Annotated in this window: 15 protein-coding genes; all 15 read right to left on the bottom strand. The window is 53.8% G+C overall.

Annotation, left to right across the window (positions count from 1 at the left end):
• Positions 1-214: 214 nt before the first annotated feature.
• Entirely contained in the window at positions 215-1,438 is a 1,224-nt protein-coding gene (locus ABXT62_RS00455) for an O-antigen ligase family protein (protein WP_415356582.1), read from the bottom strand.
• Positions 1,439-1,539: 101 nt separating this feature from the next.
• Positions 1,540-2,778, bottom strand: coding sequence for an oligosaccharide flippase family protein (locus ABXT62_RS00450; RefSeq protein ID WP_415356581.1), 1,239 nt, complete (start codon positions 2,776-2,778; stop codon positions 1,540-1,542).
• A gap of 378 nt (positions 2,779-3,156) precedes the next feature.
• Complete coding sequence (locus ABXT62_RS00445; protein ID WP_415356580.1) at positions 3,157-3,534, bottom strand: type II toxin-antitoxin system death-on-curing family toxin; 378 nt, start codon at positions 3,532-3,534, stop codon at positions 3,157-3,159.
• A complete protein-coding gene (locus ABXT62_RS00440; protein ID WP_415356579.1) occupies positions 3,531-3,764 on the bottom strand; it encodes a ribbon-helix-helix protein, CopG family in 234 nt (77 codons plus the stop codon). Before ABXT62_RS00440 ends, ABXT62_RS00445 begins: the two co-directional genes overlap by 4 nt.
• Positions 3,765-4,032: 268 nt before the next feature.
• A complete protein-coding gene (locus tag ABXT62_RS00435; protein WP_415356578.1) occupies positions 4,033-4,368 on the bottom strand; it encodes a MarR family EPS-associated transcriptional regulator in 336 nt (111 codons plus the stop codon).
• A gap of 158 nt (positions 4,369-4,526) precedes the next feature.
• On the bottom strand, positions 4,527-5,030 hold the full coding sequence (gene rfaH / locus ABXT62_RS00430; RefSeq protein WP_415356577.1) for a transcription/translation regulatory transformer protein RfaH: 504 nt from the start codon (positions 5,028-5,030) through the stop codon (positions 4,527-4,529).
• A 116-nt stretch (positions 5,031-5,146) separates the two neighbouring features.
• Complete coding sequence (locus ABXT62_RS00425; protein WP_415356576.1) at positions 5,147-5,641, bottom strand: hypothetical protein; 495 nt, start codon at positions 5,639-5,641, stop codon at positions 5,147-5,149.
• Between the two features lie 103 nt (positions 5,642-5,744).
• Complete coding sequence (locus ABXT62_RS00420; protein WP_415356575.1) at positions 5,745-7,244, bottom strand: O-antigen ligase family protein; 1,500 nt, start codon at positions 7,242-7,244, stop codon at positions 5,745-5,747.
• Positions 7,241-8,527: a hypothetical protein gene (locus tag ABXT62_RS00415; protein ID WP_415356574.1), complete on the bottom strand. Its 1,287-nt coding sequence runs from the start codon at positions 8,525-8,527 to the stop codon at positions 7,241-7,243. Before ABXT62_RS00415 ends, ABXT62_RS00420 begins: the two co-directional genes overlap by 4 nt.
• Positions 8,524-9,972, bottom strand: a complete 1,449-nt coding sequence (locus ABXT62_RS00410; RefSeq protein WP_415356573.1) for a DnaJ domain-containing protein — start codon at positions 9,970-9,972, stop codon at positions 8,524-8,526. The genes ABXT62_RS00415 and ABXT62_RS00410 overlap by 4 nt, the downstream gene beginning before the upstream one ends.
• Before the next feature lie 14 nt (positions 9,973-9,986).
• The gene (locus ABXT62_RS00405; RefSeq protein WP_415356572.1) at positions 9,987-12,254 is read right to left on the bottom strand and encodes a GumC family protein; all 2,268 of its coding nucleotides are present in this window, start codon (positions 12,252-12,254) and stop codon (positions 9,987-9,989) included.
• Positions 12,255-12,271: 17 nt separating this feature from the next.
• Positions 12,272-12,967 (bottom strand): polysaccharide biosynthesis/export family protein, encoded by a 696-nt coding sequence (locus tag ABXT62_RS00400; protein ID WP_415356571.1) that lies wholly within the window; start codon positions 12,965-12,967, stop codon positions 12,272-12,274.
• A gap of 72 nt (positions 12,968-13,039) precedes the next feature.
• Positions 13,040-13,783: a polysaccharide biosynthesis/export family protein gene (locus ABXT62_RS00395; RefSeq protein WP_415356570.1), complete on the bottom strand. Its 744-nt coding sequence runs from the start codon at positions 13,781-13,783 to the stop codon at positions 13,040-13,042.
• Between the two features lie 258 nt (positions 13,784-14,041).
• Positions 14,042-15,076, bottom strand: a complete 1,035-nt coding sequence (locus ABXT62_RS00390) for a hypothetical protein (RefSeq protein ID WP_415356569.1) — start codon at positions 15,074-15,076, stop codon at positions 14,042-14,044.
• 40 nt (positions 15,077-15,116) lie between these two features.
• The gene (locus ABXT62_RS00385; protein WP_415356568.1) at positions 15,117-15,980 is read right to left on the bottom strand and encodes a tyrosine-protein phosphatase; all 864 of its coding nucleotides are present in this window, start codon (positions 15,978-15,980) and stop codon (positions 15,117-15,119) included.
• Positions 15,981-16,274 lie beyond the last annotated feature (294 nt).

The raw sequence follows: 16,274 nt of genomic DNA, 5'->3' as shown, positions 1-16,274 counted from the left end.
AGTTCTCGATTTCGCCACGAGCATAATCAAGGCTCATGAACCAATTCAAGTTCAAACAACAATCTCTGAATTTTCAATTGAAGCTCTCCACATATGCATTCTGTGTCAGCTTGTCTGGACTCGGCAGGCTCGAGAAGAAAATAGAAGTGTGAGAAATATCCAAAACGACGAAAAATCCTAATTTTGTGTTTTTTTTCTAGCTTGTTGCAAGTCGCTACGAAGTAGATCGAGATAGTTCACTAAATTTTTGCTCTGCAGATTTCTTCTCCCGACACGAAAGAATTAGAAAGAGAGCTAACGACATAGGAATGATCCCATGTGCGTAGCTGAACACTGACCAAGTATAGTTAATAGCATAGTATTGGAATAAAAATATGGCCATCGCAAAAGTCAGCACGTTATCTTTCGCACCCGCTTTAAATATCCGCAACAAAAATAATCCAAAGGCGGCCAAATAGACTGTGGTGCCCAAGTACCCGAAACGAGTCAGCAGATCTACATATCCTGAATCTATCACCCCAAGACTTTCCATAAAACGGTTATTTGCGTTCATACCAATATCGGCCGTTAAGGTCGACGACTTATGTAGAAACCCGTACCCCAACAAGGGCCTTTCGTCGATTGCCCTCCATCGAAACTCGTTGTATCTATCCCTACTAGTGAGAGCGACATCTGTGCCCGCCAAAACGGATGTCATTTTTTGCTCCACTGAACTCCTCAAAGTTTCAGAAGAAAAGACGACAACTACTCCGATAAGCGCAATCATGAACGGCCGTACAATGAGATTCTGTATGATCTGGCGGCGCGTATGGCCATCAAGACTAAACAGTATGCCAATTCCCAGCGCCGTCGTAAGGCTCAGTGCGAGATATCCCGATAGAAGAACCCCGCAATACAAAACCACTGTCCAAATCAAGAAGGAGCGTCCAGTTATCCTGCGCTCAGACCATTCTGCATAAAAGATAAAAATGGAAAGGCTTATATAGGTCGGAAAATACACGCGAAAAATCGATAGAGATCCAGAATATGCAACCCGATCCTGCCCACCCATCATACTGTAGAATGGTGGGCCTATATTCAGGACCGCATAAAAGATACTAACTACTGCGAGATAGACTCCAAGCCATTTAGCAAATCTGAGGATTACCATTTCATCGATATGCGACTTTTTCACGATTACATACCACATGAAAAGGAAGTACATAAACTGCTTTGCAGCTATGACAGAATAAAGAAACGACTGATATCCCAGAAAGTATGGACTTGCAACCCCCCATACTATTAGCAAAAAAAGAACGCAAGATAAGAAGAATATTTTTTTTGATATCTTAAGCGAACGAACTGAAATCGCTGCTAATACACCCACACATAAATTAACGCTCGGAAACCCAAGATCAATCCCGCTGTATACGAGAAGACCTAAATCATAAAAACCCAAGAACTTTGTCGACGCTAGCAAATAGAATATGACTAACAGAGTAGGACGCGTAACACCAAGATATGCAACCATAGCCAAGACAGTAAGAAGCAAAAAAATTGTCATATTGCCTTACTGTGGCCACGAAGAAAATATGTGAGGAAATATAATATTGCTACAACTCCTGCGGAAAAAACTGCTGCAGCATAGCTATACACAATACTGGTAAGCGTATTTTCGGAATATATTAGTGCAAGAATCAAAATATTGAAAAGTGGTATAAGAAGTTTGAGCTGCAATGCTATTTTTAATTGACCCCGTCCGAGCATCGCTTGGTAGACGGGCTCCGCACATGCATACCCCCCTAGGCCAAAAATCAGAGTGAAACTAAGTTTGTATATTGACACGGCACTTTCAGCAGATACGTATTTAGCAATCTCCGGACCAATATAGAAGTAGGCTGATAGACCTATGACATAACCCAAAAAAATGATTCCTGACACGCGAATAGCATAAAAATAGACCTTGCCTTTCTCAAGAGCGCTACTTGAAAAAACCGCGAACAGTGGTTGAGAGATTGTATTTAGCATGGAGGAAGCCATTTGCGCTATCTTTAGCGACAGATCAAAGATAGCAAGTGCGGTGGGACTACCCGATAGAAATATCAGGAGATATTTATTTGCTGGAAGAACTATGGAGCTCACCATACTTATTTTGAAAAACCCAACCGATATCAAAACCGCATTCAGCAAGTCACTTTTACTCGTTGCACCCAGCCTTGCGTCCGTTCGGGTTTTGACCACGTACATGTAGTAGCTGCCCACAACTAGATACGCTACCAAAGGAGCCAAGATAATCAACTCCACCGAATCCGTTAGTAGGCAAAAGGCATATATCGACAAATTGAGACTCACAGAAGAAATTGCGAAACCTACATTGACATAATGTTGTAAGTAAAACGCCCCCATAATCGCCGTTAAAAAGTTATTCATGAGCGTCGCGGCAAACACCAGATAACCTGTCAGCACTATTTGATTACTTAAGGCCTGGGTTATATTCAGCTTTGAGCCGAATGGCTGAACGTTGAGAAAAATGGCAACAGCAATAATGATCCCCAGAATGAATAAAATTGCCCCATTTATTACGAGTCCACTACTGATAATTTCCCCAATTTCGGAATCTCGCTGTCGCCGACCCAACCTAAAGGTTATCGACTTTGAGATACCGAAATCTGCAACAACAACCAGCCCTCCAAATATCATGGGCATTGTTACCAGTCCGTATACATTCATACCAATCTCGCGAATTATCAACGGAAGTAAAATAAGAGTCGAAAGGATTACTACGAGATTTTTAGACATACCCGAGACAAACGATCTCTTAAGATACTTGATTAGATCTTTGCTATTCACTTATTGCCCTATGGGAACTCGATAGTCAGTACCGGTCGAATGACCATCTGATCGTTGCAGATGATAAAGTGGAAAAGCAAGAGCAAAAAAAGTTTAATAAGTATGTCTACTATCGTCATCTACCATAGTTTTCTCTCAGTACAATGTGGGTACCCAACAAACTTGCTATTTAACAACGAACTCGTACCTCGCCGATGGAGGTGCTCGCCAGTTTCAAGGAATGGATAATTTAATGAACGATAACAAGCGTTTTCACACCCCACTAACATCCGATAAGAACGCTTATCCCTTATTGAGCGCGGCAGCGATCACAAGCGTTATCTTTCCTCAGCATTGAGCGGTGTTCACCAATAACCATGACTGTAGATTCTCAAAGTTAACTCCACCGGAATCGTAAAGATCCAATAGGAATGCTTGTGAATCGTCATCGGTAGATGTGACATCTAGTCCATTGATCGCCAGGAATACAAAGGTCGCAGCAAAGGCAGTCCGTTTATTGCCATCTACAAATGGGTGGTTCTGTGAAAGGCTTTCCCACAGAGCGGCCGCCTCATCAATCAAAGTGTCGTAATAGCCTGTCTGGGGACGAAACAGTGCCGCCTCAAGAAGTCCTGGATCCCGGATGCCATGCGCCCCACCGTATCGCTCGATCTGGTCTTCGTGTATCGCGAGAATATCTTCGACCAGAATATAGTCGAAGCTCATTGCGCCAGTTTCTGATACAACCCGGGATAACGCTCAGTACTCTTGAGGTAGGCTTTCATGACGTGCTCTCGACCCTGGGGCCTCGGAGACTGTTTGGCCTCGAGGTGCTCGCGCAACGCGTCCTCTACCACTGCCTGGATCTGCCGACCTTCTGACTTAGCAAGTTCGCGCACCGACTCCAACAGCTCTGCATCAACCTGAGTCGCAAATTTTTCTCTTACTGCTGCCATAGAATAGACCCCATCATGACCTTTCTTGATTAATCATGATATATCTTGATATGCGCTTCAGCAAGCACCGCCGATATAGCTTTTCCCAACATATGAGCCGAATAATTGACTTAATTGGCTCATATCTTGAGCCAATTGGGGCTGGTAACCGTGTTGCGTCGCTATTCACAGCCGCAGCCGTGCGGTATCGGTTTAGGCTAGCGATTGACAACAAGCGTTATCGAGCATCGGCACACTCACAACCTAGCCTTCAATGCCAAAGACCCACTCAACCTAAATCCACCCCTTGCGCCACAAGGTCAGATTCCAGCTCTTCGATCTCGGCCTTGATCGCCTCGTACTCTTGCACTTTGCGGCGCAGGTAGCGCAGCGAAATAGCAGCTTTTGCCGTGATACCTTTGGGTGTTAGCAGATACGCATAGGCGGCCTTGCGCTGGGAGTTTTTGAAGTTCGTGGCTTTCACCAGGCCTTTGGCCACTAAAGCCTGCACGCAATAGTTGACCTTGCCCAGGCTTACGCCCATTTCGCTCGCAATCTCGCGCTGCGTCGCCTGTGGGTTCAGCTCAAGCAGCTTAAGGAGGGTGTATTCGGAGTCTTCTGTCATACCGGTTGATCTGCCTTTGGACACGCTACCGCCCCGCCCTGGTTCTTTTCACGGGAGCAATGTGGCATGATATCGATGTGTTCAACAGTTGAACACAGGTTGCTGGCAAAGGGAAGTGGTGCGCTAAAAAATGGGCTTAAACCAATGCTGGTGGCGCGCTACAGCGCATTCAGCGCATTGATAGGCACCTCAACAGTGTTTTGTCGGCCCAGTAGTTCAATGAGAATCATGGCCCGCGCTTCGGGCTCAGCGCCCTCAAACACGGCCGTTAATCCCGCAAAGGGGCCCTCTAACACCGCGACTTTATCGCCGGCCCGAAAAGGCCAGCTGTCTTCTCCCGGCTCAGCACCCTGCGCCGCCTCGGCCTGTTGTAAATAGTGCACGACGGCGTCCGGCACAGGCCTGAGTATGGTGCCGAAGCGCACCAGCCCCGACACGCCTACCGTTGAACGCACCGGCGCTAGGCTCTGCTGATTAACATCGGCGTGCACGAAAAGATAACGGGGAAACAGCGGCTCTATTGACGTTGTCCAGGCCGCCCGCTTGCGTTTGCGCACCGTCATCATCGGCAGATAGGCGGTATAGCCCTGGCGCTCGAGCTGTACCTTCGCGGTACACTCTTGCCGTGGCTTAGACTGCACTGCAAACCACTGCGTGCTCATTAGCGTTAGGTTTCCGAGTTTAAGGAACGGGACACCGTTAAAGGCGTGTTGCTTTGGGCCAAACAAAAACGCCCAGCAGAACCGGGCGTTTGGGGCGTTTTCAGGCTAGAACAAACCTACCTAGAAATGGGCGGATTGTCGTTGCTGTCACCAGAAGAAAATACTTCGTCTTGCGTGACCTTGACCAGGCCAGCGCCGGCAGCCATGGTGCCGGCAAATACGAGGCCACCGGTTATTGGCGCGGCCGCAGCGCCACCAGCCGCGGCGCCGCCAGCGGCAGCAGCACTACCGACAGCAAAATTAGTGCCTGCTTCAGCCAGCGTGTTGCAACTTTCCGGCGTACCGACTTGGGCGATTTCATTGTCGCTGACAGACTGCTCACAACCATTGGCATACACCACTGTGGCCGAGCCGCCGCCCATCGCCATCAGACGATCACCCGGGTATACCGTCATATTGGTCTGTGCCTCAACATACGTCCCCGTCTGATTGATCATAACGGGCAACTGTAGGCTGGTGAGCTGCGTTCCGGCGTTTTCGGCGATAACACTCAGGCTACTGCCCAAAAGTGCGCTTGCCACGACTGCAATCACTGCTATATTTTTTCTCATCGTAATATCCTTTTCACTCAAATCAGAGTCTTTAAAATCATAGCAAGAAATGATAACCCCCTTCAAACGCGGCTTCAAGGGGGGAAAACCCTACAAATTCAACTTAATCCATAAACGGGTTGCGCCCGGGCTCGCCCGCCTGGGGCAACAGGCTGACTTTGCGAAGCGCTTGCTCTGAGCGGGCTGCAGCGGATTCTGCCACGGGCTTGGTACGCTGCTTGGGCGCAGTGGGCTCCCGATAAGGGTGCAGGTACAACCCGGCGAGGAAGGCAAAATAGACCATATTGGCGGGCACAAACAGGTTGTAATCCACCAACTCGTGTAACAGCATCAGCATGAGTCCCAGGCCGGCGCCGACTTGAATATAGCGAAATTCACCCCAATCACCGCGCTTCCACAGGCTAAACCAGCGCGCCAAATACAACCCAAGAAACCCCAGTATCAATGCGAGCGCCACTATCCCGCCGCTATAGATCCACTCCAGGTAGCTGTTGTGGGCCCGATTGATCAGGTAATGGGCCTGACTGAGATCCTGAAAGCGGGCAAACGTCTGCTGAAAGGTGCCGGTGCCCGCGCCCAAAGGGAAGAACTGGCCAATACCGACAAAGACGCCATCAAATATAATCCAGCGGCCATTCGACAGCGAATCGCTTACCGTGAACCGCTCCAGCACCGTCCCCAGCCCGATGGCAATCGCCAAGGCTATCGCGCCCGACACGATCACGCCCATGCGACCAAACGCATTGCCTCCGCCGATACGATGGGAAAAGGTCGCACTGACCAACAGCACGCCCAACAACGTGAGCACGATACCCGCACGGGAACGCGTAAAAATAATCGCCAGTAGCAACAGCAGGGCCACAGCGCCATACATAAACGCACGATGCCCGTCGGCCGTTGCATAATACTGGATGCGCTCGCGGAGGCTCCGCCCCTGTTGGGTTCTGCCCGTCTGACGACCGAGGGTGGCCATGAATAACGCCAAACTCAGCATCAACGACAGGTACAAAAACCCCGCAAAATTGTTACGGCTGGTGTAGGTACCCACCGCATTGCCGGTACTGGGTAATTCGATGCCAAGATAAAACATCGGCGATGGCGACGAGCCAAATTGCATCAGGCCAAGCATTGCTTGGAGCGCCGCGACCACCAGCATCAGTGTCACCAGCTTCTGCAAGCTGCGCACCGAGGTGGCACGGGTCAGCAGGTATACTGCTATCGGCACCAACAAAACCAGCCAACCCGACAGTGTTTCACGCGGAATGATCGACAACGTCGTCGCGCCCCGATCCACCCCCGCCGCCTGCGATGCTATAAAATAATCTGTCTGCCCCGGCAGATCTAACGGACTGAGCCCGGGCAGCGGCAACAGCTGCAGCAGTGGGAAAACCGCCAACGCGGCCAGCAAAAACACCTCCAGACGCCCCAGTACCAAGCGTCGCTCACTCCACCACCACAGGGCTAAAAAGGCCGCTACCGCCAGCAGCTCCAGCAACAGTGTCGCCAGGGGAATCTTGCCGGAGCGAAACAGAGGCGCCAGTATAATCAACGCGGCCAGTAACAATGGTGGCACCCTGCTGGCAATAGACGGCGAGGCATTCATCGTTTGCGTTCAATCCTTAAAGCATCCACCCACAGTACCCCTTCTATTTCATGGTCTACGTCGCGCGCGCCCACCGACATTAGCGTCAACACCTGGCCGATACAGTCTGCGGGCACTGTGATATCAAAGGCGAAATCGCGCCAGTCTCCGGTACCGGCAAACGTGTCGCTGTTGCCCAGTGCCCCGCTAGCCCCTGCATTGCAGTCAACCCGCCACTGTAAACCACGGCGGGCCTTTAAGTTGTCGGGGCGCACCCTGCCGCTGAGCGCATAGGTGCCTTGGCCGAGGTACAGGTTTTGACTGAGGTGCCTAAACCAGATGCGCTTGCCGCTAAACGACACACGCAGGGCGGTGTCGCCTTCGACGCCGTAGGTATCTCCCGACGTGATGCGTATACCGCTGTTTCTGGGCGGGGAAGCGCGCCACTCAAAGCCAGTTTTGTAGACGATTTCGCGCTCAAACCCGCCGTCAAACAGATACCCCAAGTATTGCAAATCCTCTTTATCCAGACCATTGACCCAATAGAGATAGGCCTCGGCGATCAAGTCATCTTTACGCAAGCGGCCGATATACAGTTCGCGTTCAAGCGCACTCAACGGCACCTGCGTTGACGCCTCGCGCATGTCAACCAAGGCTGTCACGGTGGTGACATCCTGCGCATCACGCGCGGCATACCTGAAAAAACTCTCCCACCAGGGGTAGAGTGTTGGGTTTTCGGTGATGGGCAGCAGTGCGCCCCGGCCTTGCTCCAGCGCCGCAACGGCCAGTAGCTGCGGAAAGTACGTCTCCTGCAGTCTCCCCCTGCCCCCTACCAGTGCAATGGCTAAATGCTGCACCGCCTGTTCCACGTCTTCGCGCCCGGACCAGTAGAGCGCCAGGTCTAACTGCGCGGCATATTGCACTGGCATCAAGGTATTAGCCGCCGTTGCCAAGCGGTCACCCTGCTCTACCTCATCGTCTGCAGCATAGAGGGCGACCACGTCCATTTGCGGCCGTGCATCTGCCGGGTTGGAGGCAATGGCGGCGCGCAGCAGCGCCAGCGCCGCCGCGGGCTGCTCCTGCCGTATCGCATCCGCGCCCAATTGCGCCAATGCCACCGGATGGTGTTGATCCCACCATAGCGCCGTCTGCAAAGCCTCGGGGTTGCCGTAACTGGCGTCTTCTACAAAATAATCAGACAGATTGACGGTCAGAATCTGCCAGCTCACAACCGCCGCGATGACCGCCAGACCTATTCGCTTTAGGACAAGGCCCGTGCGACTGCCTACAAACCCATCGCTCACTGGTAATACATCCTTTTTATCAGCAATATCTCACCTTGGCGAGTCGCCTCCAGAGTGATGTCCACCTCGACAATGGACGCTTCACCGTCCGCCGCCAGCGTAGTAATGCGAAACCGACCAGAGCCCAAGCGTCCGTTCTCAGTGGCCTTGCGCCAAGTGAAACTCCGCAGCGTGATCTGGCGCGACACCGTCTGCGCAAAGAAATTCAAATAGTCTGCATAAATGGCGTCACGACCGTTACCGTCGGTGGTCTGCGCATCGTCAGTAAAGAGCGCCGCAAATACCGCCGCATCACCGGCCGCATAGGCCTCAGTAAAATCATCAATGAGTGCCTCCAGTTGAGGTAGGGTGATGTCGGGCCCCAGCGCCTGAACAACCTGTTCGGGCTCTGGCTCTGGCTCTGGCTCTGGCTCTGGCTCTGGCGCTGGCTCTGGCTCTGGCTCGGGCGCTGGCGCTGGCTCGGGCGCTGGCGCTGGCTCTGGCTCTGGCTCTGGCTCTGGCTCTGGCTCTGGCTCTGGCTCTGGCTCTGGCTCTGGCTCGGGTTCTGGCTCGGGCTCAGGTTCAGGCTCGGGTTCTGGCTCTGGCACGGGTTCGGGCTCAGGCTCAGGCTCTGGCTCGGGCGCTGGCTCGGGCTCGGGCTCTGGCTCTGGCTGTTGGGTTCGCGCATTCACAGCCAGTTCAACTGGCGGCTTGTCGTTAAAGCGCACCGCACCGCGTTGACCCAAAAGGTCCTGCCGAGCCACACTGATGTCAGCATCTGCAACCGGTGCACTAACAGTATCTGCAGTCGCAATTCGCAAGTTGGGCTTTTGATTTTGCCGGTACAAAAGTTGTGCCAGAAACACCAGCACCAACACTAACGCCAGCACGGTGGCTTTCTTCGCCCGTGGCGAAAATCCGCCAGCGGTCGCCGAGTACGTTGTGGCACCGCGTGGGCTTGGCGGAGCAGAGCCTGCACTCGCCGGCTGGCGCACGGCATCCGGTCGCAGTCCGTTGACAGAGGCTAGCGCGGCATCATAGGCCTTGCGTTTGGCCGCATTGCGCAGGGTGTTGTAGGCCTCGTTGATGCGGGGCGCATACACGTCATCCCAGCTATCGCCCGCAATCCCCTTGTCGGGATGAAAAATCCGTATCAGGTACTGATAATGGCGCTTAATCAGCCCGGGCGGCGCATCCGAGGCAACGCCTAAAATGCGGTAGTAATCGCGATCTGCATCCAGCATCACCTGCTTCAGAAAAAAACTGACACTGTCTGAGCATTCACCTTCTGTCGCATTCAGCGCGGCCGCAGTGGCAGTGATCTGCTCATCCGAAAGAATAGACGTGGTGGCGGCCAACAGGTCGGTCAGGCCCCCAGGCAGCGGCGCGCCGAAGTCGCGCAACTGCGGAAAGCGCGCGGGCTCGCGATAAAACGCCAGGGCCGCTACCAGAAGATCGGGAATCACTGTGTTGGAAGCACTCAGGCGCGTTGCCCATCATCGCTGTCGCCGCCGTAGGAATAGCCATAACCATAGCCATAACTATCGCCCGATTTTTTCAGATCAAACTTGGTCAATACCGTGCCCAATATGCTGGCACGTGAATGGTGCAGGCGCTTTACGCCGGCCTCGAACGCGCCCGTTCTGGTGCTGTTCGCGGCCGCAACCATAATCGTCGCCTGCACGGCATCGGCAATGATGACGGCGTCCGCCAGCCCCAGCAGCGGCGGACTGTCGATAATCACGTAGTCAAACCGTTGGGCGCCAAGCGCCACCAGCTCTATTAATTTGCCGCCTTGCAGTAATTCCGCGGGGTTGGGCGGCACGGGCCCTGCGGTCATGATGAACAGCCCGGGGATGCCCAGAGACTGAGTCACCTCTGCCGGATCAGCATTCCCGGTGAGGTAGTTGGTCAAGCCTTGTTCGTTGGGGCAGCTAAACAGTTTGTGCAGTGAGGGGTTGCGCAGGTCACCGTCAACCAGCAACACCTTGCTGCCGGTCTGGGTAAAGTTAATCGCGATATTCACCGCGGTGGTGGTTTTGCCCTCATTGGGAACGACGCTGGTGAACTGCATGACCTTGGGGGCGCCCTCGGCGGTGGAGAAAGTCAGCGCGGTGCGCATGGAGCGATAAGCCTCCGCCAGCGCCGAGGCGGGTTCTCGATAGGCCATTAAGGCTATCTCTTCGAACGCAGCCTCCTTACTGTTTATGTTGGGGATGATGCCCAGCACGGGCTTATTCAGCAGTTTTTCCAGGTCGGCACCGGATTTGATGCTGTCGTCCATCACTTCAAACAGAAACGCAATCGCCGCTCCCAACATCAAGCCCAGCACCAGTGCGAGGGCAGCATTGAGTTTCATATTTGGCTTAAACCGGTTGCGCGGGACTTCAGCGCGATCTATCACTGAAATATTGTTGTTACTGGCGCCGGCGGCAACGCCCACCTCTTTCATACGCTGCAACAGGCCGTCGTAAAGCTCTCGGTTGGTATCCACACCGCGCCTGAGTGTCTTAAAATCGACACTGTTGGCCTCCAGATCGAGGATCTCATCGCGCGTAGACGCAATACGCTCTGCCAGCATCCCCTCTTCGCGCATCTTGGCCTGATACTTCACCTTAATGCCGTCGCGGATATGCCCGATCTCCTTACTCAGCTCAAGATCAAGCTGGGTGATTTTTTCCTGCATCTGCTGCATTTTCGGATAACCCGGTTTGTAGATCTTCAGGTTCTCCTGATACTCGGAGGTTAAATCAGAGCGCTGCTGCTTCAAATTCTGGATCACGAGACTCTCCAGCATCTCGGCCAAGCTGGCCATACTTGCGCTCAGCATTTCCTGATACTGGGACTCTGCCGCGAAGCGTTCAGATTCAACTTTCACCTGCGCCCGGTTCATCTCCTTCAGCTTCTCGGTCAAAATCCCCAATTTGTCATTCTGGTTGATAATGCCGCGTTCCTGCGTGTAGGCGATCATAGCGCGCTCGGAATCCTCCAGGTCTGCCCGCACCTGTTTAAGCCGTTCTTCCAAAAAGCCCTTGGCATAAGCAGAAGCCTCAAAGCGGCGTTCCAGGCTCATATCCACAAACGACGCCGCAATGGCATTCGCCACCAAAGCGGCCTCACGCGGGTCTGGGCTTTCGTAGTACAGGCGCACCAGGCGGGAGTTACTGATGGGCGCCACAGTGAGATTAGCCAAAAATACCGACTCTAGGTTTGCGGGCAATGTTTCTTCCGGACGCTCCTGCGGGCTGCTGAAAAAACCCTTCGCACTGTTCACCATGCCGGCAATAAAACCCGGCTCTTCGTCATCTTGCGTCATAGCGCCGGATTCGTGCAGCCCCAACTGATCGATGACGCGTCGCGCCAGCGTGCGACTTTGCAGCAGCTCGTACTGGGTTTGGTAGAAATCTCTGGAACCTGACGACTCCTCACTGGTCACGCCCTGATACTCCACCACCTTGCCGGCATCCCGCTCAATCTGCAGCACAGTGGTGGCGCGAAAAATCGGTGTCATCATCGCCGTGGCGATAATCGTAGCCACTAATACAACGCCCGCCGTGATGAAGATAGTCCAACGCCGGCGCCACAGCAGGTTCCACACCTCGCGCAGGTCAATGAAATCGTCATCGACGGGGGCGGCAGCCGGCGCAGCAATCGCCTGCTCATAGCGCGCCAACTGATTTTTCAGCTCAGCGATCATCAGCTGCTGGTCAGCGGGGACCGGATTGTTAGGCGGAGAATCTGAACTCATGGGTCATTCAACTCATATTAAAAAGTGGCGAAGCCAACAAAGCCGCGCAGGGTATCCGTGATGCCCTTAATGAAAGACTTGCTGCCCGAGACGGGCACCACAACTTTGTCATTGCCTATAATTTCCGGGTCAATGGCCGTGCCGGCTAAAACGTCTTCCAGGTTAACCACATAGCCCACCACTACGCCGTATTCATCGGACCGAAACACCACAACCTCTTCTTCATTAGCCAGCGCGCCGGCGTCACCGGCCATGGCGAGGGCCTGCAGCAAGGTGGTTTTGCCCTTCAGCGGGTAGACTCCGGGGTTCGTCACATGCCCCAGCACCGTAATCTGGTGACTGACATACTCCATGATATCAATATTGACCTGCGGGTCTTGCAGGTACCCTTCAGCATACAGCTCGGTGATCAAGTCTTCGGACTGCTCCCGACTCAGGCCCGCCACCTTCACCAAGCCTATCAGCGGCATCTTGATATACCCCGCGGCATTAATACGCTCGGTACCGGAGAGTTCATCCACCTGAAAGACGTCAATTTGCAGCAGGTCTGAGGGGCCGAGAATGTAGTCGCTGGTCGACAGGGCTACTACGCCGCTACCGTCTTCTGGCGTGAGGGGCATGGGCGCAGCCGTCATTTCGGAACCGGCCGACCAGGCCAGCGATACACTACTTAAGAGTAGGCAAACAACACTGCAAAAAATTCCTATTTTCATGGTAGCGCCTGCCGAATAACACGCTGGGCATTATTACATAGGGCGGTGGGCATCGTTAGCGTGCTATACATATTAATAGCGCTGAAACCCGACAAAGCCGCGCAGCGTATCGGTTATCCCCTTAATGCCCGACGCCACACCGGCCACCGGCACGACAATCTTGTCACTGCCGATCACCTCGGGGTCACCCTGCAGGCCGCTCTCGATTTGCGCCAGATCCACCACATACCCCACGACCTTGCCGGCGGTGTTCGCCCGAAATATTATAATGCCTTCTTTATCGGGCAGGCCGTCGAGGCCCTTGGCCATCGCCAGAGCCTGCAGCAACGTGGTCCGGCCCTTCAGCGCGAACACGCCGGGTCGCTTCACCGCCCCCATCACGGTCACCTGCTGGCTGGCGTATTCTATGATGTCGATATTGACCTGCGGGTCTTCCAGATACTCTTCGCTATAGAGCCCGGTGATCAGATTTTCTGCTTCTCCCTGCGTCAGCCCCGCAACCTTCACTGAGCCAATCAGCGGCATTTTGATATAGCCTCGAGAATTTACCCGCTCCACGCCCGACAGCTCCTCGATCTGAAACACGTCTATTTCCAGCTGGTCGGAAGGGCCTATGCGATAGTCATTGGTGGATAGGGTCACTACGCCACTGCCCTCTGCCGGCGTGGCGGGCATGGCGCGTAATTCACCCGGCTCCGCATCCGCCGCAGACGCCTGTTCTGCGCTGATCACCGTGGTGAACCCCATTACCAGCACCACCAGTAATAGCAGTAGGTGGTGTAAGGTGGCACCCCTGTCGCTTCTCAACCTCAACATGATTGGATATCCTAATATAAGTGCCGCAGGGAAACCCTAACGGCGGCCGCACTCTGCGACAACAGTGGACTCAATCGATTAACACTACCCATCGATACTACAACGATTGTAGCGCAGAACTGGCCTGTTACTACCCCAGCGCTGATGCACCCACCGCATTGCACCGTTTGGGACCTAATAAGCCTGAGCAATTTGACCGCTTCACAGCACGGTTCAAGCACAACCCGACCCACGAACCGTGGCAGTGCGCGCGCAGCGCTACGAGCGTTGCAGAGCGCTTTGGCGGCCGCGACGGCGCAGAACAAACCCGCAGTGGCCGATAAAAAGGACAAAAAACGCCAGCAGACTGAGGCTTTCTGGCACGCGCTCCAGCGCCAAACCCACAACGGCGCAGACACCGGCATAGGTCAGCAACAGCACCAGGGCTTGACGCGTGCCCATGCCCTTATCCACCAGCAAATAGTGCAGATGCGAGCGGTCGGCCTTGGTCAGGCTTGCCCCATGGCGCCAGCGTCCCAGCATGGTGGCTATCATGTCCATCAACGGCACGGCCACTAGCCACAGTGCCGTTACCGGTCGAATCACCGCGTCCTCGCCCTGCGAAAAAAACACCAGTGATGCGGTGACTAAAAAGCCCAGCGTCACGCTGCCGGCGTCACCGAGAAAAACCTTGGGCAATACGGCGTTATCAGGGCCCAAGTTGAACAGCAGGAATGCCAGGCAGGGAATCAATATTAGCAGCGCAAAGTCGGCACCGTCGTGGCCTACACTGCGCGCCAAAAAAAACAGCACGGCAAGAGGCAGAACTGCGAGGCTGGCAGACAGGCCATTAATGCCATCAATCATATTGTAGGCATTGCATAGACCGGCAACAGCCAGCGCGGTAAGCGGGACGCTCAGCAACAGCAGAGGAATGTCGCCCCCTGCGAGCAGGTCTCCCACATTAGAGATGGTGATGCCGCCGGTCACGGCCAGTAAAACGCCAAAGCCGAAGTGCACTGCCAGTCGCACGATGGCATTTAGATGCTGATAGTCATCGTAAACGCTAACCACAACCAACCCGCCCGCGAGTGCCAGACTGACGGCCGTGTAAGGCGGAATGGAAAGCATGGCAACACCGAACAGTAGGGTGGCGAATATAGCGAGGCCACCCGTTAGTGGGATATCGCCTGCGTGTTTCTTGCGACCGCTGGGTCGGTCGACCAGATCGATGCGGCGTCCTAACCCGGCAGTCGCCCAGAGCGCCACCACTGCAAATAGGCTTATCGCCAGTAGCATGTCTATTTGGCCCATGGGTCGCTCACTGACAGAACATTAGAAAAGGGGTGGGCTGTCATCCGGTTCCGCCAAAAAGGCGAGCCCAAAGACTCAATGTGTGCCCTTTGCCCTCTTTTTTTATCTTGCTGGGGCGCTGCACGTGAGGTGGCGTAACCAGACCCGGCTCTAGATTGTCCAAAATGGCACGGGGGCGATCTTGGACCAGCCGCTGCGCTTCTTCTTCACCGACCCAAAGCGCTGCCGCGTCGCGTGCCTCTGACAATTCTGGCGTCCTATTTTTGAGATTGTGCCCATCTGAGGCCAAAAGGTGTACCACGCCATCTGCCAGAAAACGCTCAGAGACCGCTTTAACCCTGGGACCAAAGCGTCCCAGCAGAGAGCCACCCGTTAGTTGCAGCCACGCGCCCATGGACGCTGCTTCGAGAAATTGATCGTAATATTCCTCCACATAAGACAGTCGCTCCGGGTGCGTAACGACCGGAACGTAGCCCGATAAAATGACGTTGTGCAGTAAGTCCAGCATCCCGGGCGGGGCAATATGATGCGGAGGTTCAAACAGAAAGTATCGACTGTGATGCAATGTCGGCAGAGACCCTGTGCGCAGCCCCTGCACCAACTCGGGCGTGATCTGGATATCCGCACCGTACGTTACCTCCAGAGGAATCTTCGCTACCTGCAGGGCTTGCCTGAAATCCACAACGGCTTGCTGGATCCCCTCTACGGTATTTTCAAACAACCCCGGATAGATATGGGGAGTGCAGATCGTCGTTGTAATGCCGTCCTCAACCGCCAGGCGCGCCATGACAAGCGCCGTATTTAGGTCTCGGGCCCCGTCATCAATTCCAGGCAGCATGTGGCAGTGTATGTCTATCATCAGTTCCGTTGCAGGGGGCGTCAGTGATGGCCGCAAGCGGTCCATATCAGGTACATGCCAACCCAATTCTCCTAAAGAATACTATGCGTGCATAAGCTTGCGTGTGAATGTCGAGCCATAGTATAAAAAAAAGGCTGTGCTGGTAATAGGGGGTTTTCCCTACGTTTTAGGGGTGTTTCCCCTACCAGTGGCCTTTTACTATTTACGATTTACCGCCGTTGTCCGTTGGTAATTGGAGGAATAACGGCGAGGCGATCACGATATCTCTGATCGATTTCATCGTTTTATCTTACCTAAAACGAGGGGATTAAGAAGTAGGGAAATCCCTATAATTGGTGG

This window comes from Halioglobus sp. Uisw_031 (genome assembly GCF_047729875.1).
In the GTDB taxonomy this organism is placed as follows: domain Bacteria; phylum Pseudomonadota; class Gammaproteobacteria; order Pseudomonadales; family Halieaceae; genus Marimicrobium.
This window is presented reverse-complemented; position numbering and strand designations above follow the sequence as displayed.